This is a genomic window from Bacillota bacterium (genome assembly GCA_024655925.1).
In the GTDB taxonomy this organism is placed as follows: Bacteria; Bacillota; DTU025; order DTU025; family JANLFS01; genus JANLFS01.
The window spans coordinates 1-7385 of record JANLFS010000129.1 but is presented as its reverse complement, the minus strand read 5'-3'; the positions used below and the strand labels follow the sequence as shown (position 1 = coordinate 7385).

7 protein-coding genes are annotated in these 7385 nt (G+C 58.7%); 3 read left to right on the top strand and 4 right to left on the bottom strand.

All coding sequences use genetic code 11. The features are described from left to right. The first annotated feature begins 156 nt into the window (after nucleotides 1-156). The 3 genes from NUW23_14390 to NUW23_14380 all read left to right on the top strand — a co-directional run bounded on the left by NUW23_14390 (nucleotide 157) and on the right by NUW23_14380 (nucleotide 2433). A complete protein-coding gene (locus tag NUW23_14390) occupies nucleotides 157-507 on the top strand; it encodes a metalloregulator ArsR/SmtB family transcription factor (GenBank protein MCR4427349.1) in 351 nt (116 codons plus the stop codon). 235 nt (nucleotides 508-742) lie between these two features. Further along, nucleotides 743-1702, top strand: a complete 960-nt coding sequence (locus NUW23_14385) for an ABC transporter ATP-binding protein (protein MCR4427348.1) — start codon at nucleotides 743-745, stop codon at nucleotides 1700-1702. Then, the gene (locus NUW23_14380; protein MCR4427347.1) at nucleotides 1699-2433 is read left to right on the top strand and encodes an ABC transporter permease; all 735 of its coding nucleotides are present in this window, start codon (nucleotides 1699-1701) and stop codon (nucleotides 2431-2433) included. The genes NUW23_14385 and NUW23_14380 overlap by 4 nt, the downstream gene beginning before the upstream one ends. Before the next feature lie 60 nt (nucleotides 2434-2493). Here NUW23_14380 and leuB read toward each other — a convergent pair whose 3' ends face one another. Genes leuB through NUW23_14360 form a run of 4 tightly spaced genes read right to left on the bottom strand, consistent with a single transcriptional unit; the run spans nucleotide 2494 to nucleotide 6920 of the window. Further along, nucleotides 2494-3591, bottom strand: coding sequence for a 3-isopropylmalate dehydrogenase (gene leuB, locus NUW23_14375; protein MCR4427346.1), 1098 nt, complete (start codon nucleotides 3589-3591; stop codon nucleotides 2494-2496). Next, nucleotides 3584-4102 (bottom strand): 3-isopropylmalate dehydratase small subunit, encoded by a 519-nt coding sequence (gene leuD, locus NUW23_14370; protein ID MCR4427345.1) that lies wholly within the window; start codon nucleotides 4100-4102, stop codon nucleotides 3584-3586. Before leuD ends, leuB begins: the two co-directional genes overlap by 8 nt. A 24-nt stretch (nucleotides 4103-4126) precedes the next feature. After that, a complete protein-coding gene (gene leuC / locus NUW23_14365; protein ID MCR4427344.1) occupies nucleotides 4127-5386 on the bottom strand; it encodes a 3-isopropylmalate dehydratase large subunit in 1260 nt (419 codons plus the stop codon). Then, nucleotides 5343-6920, bottom strand: a complete 1578-nt coding sequence (locus NUW23_14360) for a 2-isopropylmalate synthase (GenBank protein ID MCR4427343.1) — start codon at nucleotides 6918-6920, stop codon at nucleotides 5343-5345. Before NUW23_14360 ends, leuC begins: the two co-directional genes overlap by 44 nt. Between the last annotated feature and the right edge of the window lie 465 nt (nucleotides 6921-7385).

Genomic DNA, 7385 nt, shown 5'->3' with positions numbered 1-7385 from the left:
TTTGTTCCTGTGCTTCTCCGTGCGTCCAGAAAACCCTTCTTCTCTCCGCAAGTTGCCCCAGTCATAATGCCGGGGCACTCATCCACATTAGTATTGACTTATATAATTAAGTCATATATAATCTGCTTTGAGACGACTTGCCTAGGGATGTGCGAAATGGTTAATCTGCTTGAAGCAATGAAGTCCCTCGGAGATGCAACTCGATTCCGAATACTTGAGGTCCTCCTTGCTCACCCCTCCTGTGTCACTTCGCTCGCCAAGCACCTGGATGTGTCGGAGAGCGCTGTCTCACAGCATCTCAAGATCCTCCGCGAGGCAGGGCTGGTCAGAGGTGAGAAGAAGGGCTACTGGACACATTACAGCGTCAACAGGAACGCGCTCAGGCAAATCTCCCACGAGCTCGAGAGAATCGCGTCGGAGCCTGAACACTCTTGCTGCAGATGTGGAGACAGTCCCGTGGATCACGATGATAATCAGTCGAGGAAGGAGCTGTGCGAAGATGTGTAAGTGCAAATGCGAGCACCCGGAAAGACTCAGGGGCAACCCAGGAGACTGCTCGCCTGAACAGGTGAAAGAGTGCCACGGTGAGACACCGGACCATCCGTGCGCCAAAGAAGGCGAACAGCACGGAAGCGGTCAGAAAAAGTAACCGCAACTCAGTCGGGAAACCCAGGTTCGAGGCCGCCACGGCCAGCGGCGGCCTCTATTCACGATACTTCACAGGGGAAAGGCCGGTGCACGCATGATTGACGTTCGAGGCCTCACCAAAGACTATAACGGTTTTACAGCAGTGCGTGGGATCGACTTTCACGTGAACCCAGGTGAGGTCTTTGGGCTCCTCGGCCCGAACGGCGCGGGGAAGACGAGCACGATCAACATGCTGATAGGCCTCGCGCGTATCACCAGCGGCTCAGTCTCCATTGCCGGGTATGATGCGAATCAGGACATGAACAAGATAAAGGCCATCATAGGAGTAGTCCCCGATGAGAGCAATCTCTACGACGAGCTCAGCGGCTTTGAGAACTTGTGTTTCTGCGGCGCTCTTTACGGGATGACACGGCGTGACCGCGAGGCAAGGGCTCAGGAGCTCTTGAGGCAGTTTGGGCTCACAGAAGCCGCGAGCAAGGCCTTCAAAGCCTATTCGAGAGGCATGAAGCGGAAGCTCACGATCGCGGCCGCCATCATGCATCGCCCGAAAATCCTGTTTCTGGATGAACCCACAACCGGTATTGACGTTGCAAGTGCTCGTCAGATCCGCCGGCTTCTCCAGGAGCTCAACGCCGCCGGGGTCGTGATTCTTCTTACCACGCACTACATCGAAGAGGCCGAGCGCTTGTGCCACAGGATCGCGCTAATTGTCAAAGGGAGAATAGTGAGGATAGGAACACCGCAGGAGTTGATTGCAGCCTGCCAACACGAGACCATCATCCAGATATCGGTTGGAGGTCCTATCGCTGCCCTCCTAGATGAGATGGTCCATACGTTTCCAGAGGTCACCGTCGAGAAAGCAGGTGAGGAAAGCGTGCGGCTTCATTCTGCGCATGAGATGGACGTATTCCCTGTTGTGGCGTGGTTGCACGACAGAGGGACAAAGGTCCTTGAGGCTCGCCTTGTGAAGCCGACACTCGAGAGCGCGTTTGTTACCCTCACCAATATCGACTCGGCAGAGATGAGCAAGGAAAAAGAGGGAAGACGCAAATGACGGCCTGGATCGCGTTCTGGAGCATCCTTCGGAAAGACATGACCACGTACTATCTCAAACCCCCCAACATCAGCTGGGGAATCATCTTCCCTGTTGCGTGGACCCTGGCGTTCTTCATGAGGTCATCCACACCCGTGGATGTGCGATCCATCCTTCCGGGGGTGATGATCATGTCCGTCCTGTTCGGGACTACATCAATGCTTTCCGTCACCATAACCTTCGAACGTCGCAGTGCCTCTTTCAACAGACTGCTTCTCGCCCCTATATCGCTCACCCTTCTGATACTCGCCAAGACGTCCGGCGCCATACTGTTCGGGGTCGCAAACGCTTTCGTGCCAATGCTCTTCGCGCTGTTTGTCACGAATCTAGGTGGAATCCATTGGGGCACTCTGTTTGCCGCCGTGTTATTCACCGCAGTGACATCAACGCTTCTCGCCTTATTCATCGCGGTTTCGGTGAGCGAGGTGTTCGAGGCTCAAACCTTTTCCAACTTCTTCAGATTCCCCATGATATTCCTCTGCGGCCTGTTCGTTCCTTTGGGCGATCTCCCGTGGTATGTACGCCCGTTGTCATTCATCTTGCCCCCGACCTATGGTGTTGACCTGGCGCGTTCAGCTATCACGGGGAGCGGATCGATACCTTTCGGAGTCAGCCTTTCAGTTCTATCTGCGATGACAGCGCTTCTGTTCGCAGGATCGCTTGCGAATGTCAAGAGGCGATGGGTTCTATAACAGCGCTCCTGAGCTGACCGAGGCGGCGAGAGATGCCCGAGCGGTGTCATTTTGATGTCCTCAAAGAGAAGGTGCCATCCGCTCGATCTCTCGGGCGATCAGACTACCCATTCCCTCAGTGCCAACCTGCGTCGCACCTTCGTGCCAGATGTCAGGGGTTCGGTAGCCCATGTTCAGAACACGTTCTACTGCGTGTTCCACCGCCCGGGCCTCATTGATGAGACAAAGGGAGTGCCTGAGGAGCATCGCGGCAGACAGGATCGCGGCAATCGGGTTCGCCACTCCCCGCCCCGCGATATCCGGCGCGGAGCCGTGGATCGGCTCGTAGAGGCCTGGCCCGGACAGGCCGAGGCTCGCTGAGGGGAGCATCCCCAGGGATCCTGGCAGCATCGCAGCCTCGTCGCTGAGTATGTCGCCGAACATGTTCTCCGTGAGCACCACATCGAACTGCCTCGGGTTGCGGACAAGTTGCATGGCCATGTTGTCGACGTACATGTGGCTCAGCTGGACTCCGGGATACTCCGCCGCCACAGCCTGCACGACTTCGCGCCAGAGCCGTGAACACTCGAGGACGTTTGCTTTGTCGACAGAAGTCACGGTCTTCCTCCGCCCCGCTGCAAGATTGAATGCGACCCTTGCGACCCTCTCAATTTCGTGCCGGGAGTAGACCATGGTGTCCACTGCAGAGGTGTGCGGTCCTTCACCGGACCGTCCTCGAGGGGTGCCGAAATAGAGACCACCGGTCAGTTCCCTGACCACCACGAGGTCCACTCCTTGCACTGTCTCACGTTTGAGCGTCGAAGCCTCCGCCATGCACGGGAGGACCCTGACGGGCCTGAGGTTGGCGAATACGCCAAGGCCCTTGCGCAAGCCGAGCAGGCCCGCTTCGGGCCGCTCGGGGCCGGGCAGACCCTCCCACCTCGGCCCTCCCACAGCACCCAGGATCACAGACCGGGAACTACGGCACAATTCCAGGGTCTCCCTGGGAAGTGGAGTCCCGGCAGCATCAATCGCGGCCCCGCCGATTAGGCCTGTCATGAACTGGAACTTGTGCCCGAAGACTTCTCCGACTGTTTCGAGTGCCCGGACCGCCTCGCGGACTACCTCAGGCCCGATTCCATCGCCGGAGAGAAGGGCGATCCGCGTGGACTCATTCATTTCGGTCGGCCCGCCCTTCCTTGATCAATCTCGTCTTGACGTATTCGATCAGCCCGCCCGCTCTGATTATCTCCTGCACGAACTCCGGATAGGAGGCGGACCGGTATTCCTTTCTTTGAGTCACGTTGCGGATTGCTCCCTGGTCCACGTCGACCTCTAGGGTGTCCCCGGGCTGCGCATCCCGGGCAGCTTCGGGGGCCTCCAGCACAGGCAAGCCTATGTTTATGGAGTTCCGATAGAAGATCCGGGCGAAGGACTCTGCGATCACGCATGAGATCCCCACAGCTCTGATGGCCATGGGTGCGTGCTCCCTGGAACTCCCGCACCCGAAGTTCTTGCCACCCACCACGATATCTCCCGGTTTGACCCGGGGAGCGAACCCCGGGTCAGCATCTTCCATGCAGTGTCTTGCCAGGTGCGCGGGGTCGGAAGAGTTCAAATAGCGCGCCGGTATGATCACATCTGTATCCACGTTGTCTCCGAACTTCCACACAGTGCCCCTGAAAGCCAAGACACGTCACCTCGCCTGTATCTCTCAGAGTTCTTCAGGGCTCGCAATGCGCCCAAGTATCGCTGACGCTGCCGCAATTGCCGGGTTCGCAAGGAATACCTCACTCTCTGGGTGGCCCATCCTCCCAACGAAGTTCCGATTGGTGGTGGATATGCACCGCTCCCCGCGGCTCAACACACCCATGTGACCTCCGAGGCAAGGCCCGCAGGTAGGGCCGGACACCATCGCACCAGCCTCGATGAAGACCTCCACAAGACCTTCCCTGACCGCCTGCAGGTATATGGCTTGCGTCCCGGGGAATATGAGGCACCTTACATGGGGATGGACCCGCCGCCCCCGCATGACCTCGGCCGCAATCCTGATGTCCTCCATGCGCCCGTTTGTGCAAGAGCCTATGACGGCCTGGTCTATCCGGATTGTCCCCACTCCCGAGATGGGTCTCGTGTTCTCAGGGGAGTGAGGAAAGGCCACCTGAGGCTCCATTCCGGTCACGTCGAACTCGAAAACTGCGGTGTACTCTGCATCCGGGTCACTCTTGAAAAGCCCGTAGTCACTGTCTGACCGCTGCCTCACGTAATCCATGGTCGTTTCGTCCGGCTCTATGATCCCGTTCTTGGCACCAGCCTCCACCGCCATGTTGGCCATTGTGAATCTGCTATCCATCGAGAGGCTCCGGATGGCCTCCCCGGTAAACTCCATGGCACGGTAGAGTGCTCCATCGACTCCTATCTCGCCGATAGTGTTGAGAATGAGATCCTTCCCCATCACCCATTTCCCCAGCGTGCCCTTGTACACGAACTTCATGGTCTCAGGGACGCGTAGCCAGGTCTCTCCGAGAGCCATGGCAGCCGCCATATCGGTGCTTCCGACACCGGTTGCGAAGGCACCGAGTGCTCCGTAGGTGCACGTATGGGAGTCCGCACCGATTATCACTTCGCCCGGCCCCACAAGGCCTTTCTCCGGCAGGAGGCAGTGTTCTATCCCCATCCTGCCCACTTCGAAGTAGTGGCGGATGTTCTGCTCCCGGGCGAAATCCCTTTGCCTTGCGCACTGTTCCGCGGACGCAATATCCCTGTTCGGCGCAAAATGGTCGGGGACGAGAGCGATCCTGTCCGGATCGAATACCTCCTTCGCTCCTGTCTTTCGAAACTGGTCTATCGCAACAGGGGCAGTGATGTCATTCCCGAGTACCATGTCCACCTTCACTGACACAAGTTCACCCGGCTTCACTGAGTCCCGCTCAGCATGCACGGCCAGGATCTTCTCGGTGATCGTCATACCCACGGTCATGCGCTCCTTTCGCTTTCTTCTCTCGGATCTCGTGAACTAGCCGGTTAATGGCCTGAAGATAGGCCCTCGCGCTGGCCTCGATTATGTCAGTGCTGGTCCCTCTGCCGCTCGCCGTGTTTCCGTTATCCTGAATCCTGACGGTCACCTCGCCGAGCGCATCCCGCCCGCCGGTCACCCCCTGGATCGAATAGGAGACAAGGTGGACCGGAATCCCGGTGGCTGCGTCTATCGCACGGTAGACTGCGTCAACAGGGCCGTCCCCGCACGCAGCCTGCTGGACTGATCCGTCATCTGTCGTGATTCGGACGGTGGCTGTCGGCACAGTGGCGTTGCCGCTCGTGACACACAGGTAATCTAGGGTGAACGCTGCGGGAACCGCCACTATCTCATCACTCACGATGGCCTCGATGTCCCTGTCGGAAACGTGCTTCTTCCTGTCAGCGAGTTCGATGAAGCGCTCGAACGCCTTCTGCATCTCCTCGTCACTCAGGGTGTACCCGAGTTCGCGCAGCCTCTCCCGGAACGCGTGCCTCCCGGAGTGCTTGCCCAGAACCAGCTTGCTCTGGGTCAACCCCACGGACTCTGGTGTCATTATCTCGTAGGTAGTACGCTCCTTGAGGAACCCGTCCTGGTGTATCCCGGACTCATGCGCGAACGCGTTGTCGCCAACCACAGCCTTGTTGGCCTGCACAGGTACGCCTGCAAGAGTGCTCACGAGCCTACTTGTGCGGTAGATATGCTCGGTCCGGATCCCAGTCTCGACCCCCAGATGGTCGCGTCTGGTTCGAACGGCCATGACCAGCTCTTCCAGTGCCGCGTTCCCCGCCCTCTCGCCGAGTCCGTTCATGGTGACTTCGGCTTGAGTTGCCCCGTTTCCCATGGCAGCCAGGGTGTTCGCCACAGCAAGCCCGAGGTCGTTATGGCAGTGGACGCTGATGACTACCCGATCGATTCCCGGCGTATGGGAGCGGATGTAGGCTATGAGCCTGGCGAACTCGTCAGGGATGGCGTATCCGACCGTATCAGGGATGTTGATGACTGTCGCCCCCGCCTCGATAACCGCCGCGAACACTTCAACAAGGAACCCCGGATCGCTCCTGGTCGCGTCCTCTGCGGAGAACTCTACATCGGGAGTAAGGCTCTTCGCATACACCGTAGCCTCCCACGCCGCCCTGAGCACTTCCTCGGGTTTCCTGCGCAACTTGAACTGCATGTGCACGGGAGAGGTAGCTATGAACGTGTGGATCCTTGGTTTCGCCGCCCCTCTGACAGCCTCCCATGCCCGGGCGATATCCTTATCGGTGGCCCTCGCAAGCGCGGCGATGACAGGACCGCGAACTTCTGCCGCCACTGCCTGGACTGCAGCGAAGTCCCCGGGGGAGGCGACGGGGAACCCGGCTTCTATGACATCCACCTGAAGCCGCTCGAGCTGCATGGCGATCTCGAGTTTCTCCTGAACGTTGAAGTTCACACCTGGGGTCTGTTCTCCATCCCTGAGTGTTGTGTCGAATATGCATATCTGGTCCAAGCTCTATCACCTGCCTCTGATAATGCTGCTCCCCCGCCCGGCCGCCAAAACGAAAGCCTCCCGCCCCAGCAGTCCAGGCGAGTTCTGGACTACCAGGGGCGAGAGGCTCAATGCTCCCGCGGTACCACCCTGACTTCGTCGCCGCCTCACGACGGCGACCTCAGTTTCTTCTTGCTGCCCACCCCGGCGCCCGACCGGTCAGAGAACCCAGGGAGGGAATGGGAAGAAACAATCAGCTCTGGGGCGAGTTCGGCGTGCCCTGGGTGCCGGTTCGCAGCCACCACCGGCTTTCTGTAACCTCCGGCGCACTTACTACTCCCCGTCATCGCTGCGAGCGTGACAGTGGTTGTAATGTAATTGCTGTTCAATATAGCGGATGTAGGGACGGTTGTCAAGTGCTAGAGAGCGGCGGTCTGAGTCAAGTCCTTGTAGGTGCTTCCCCTTTCCTCCGAGTTGGCGGAGGCG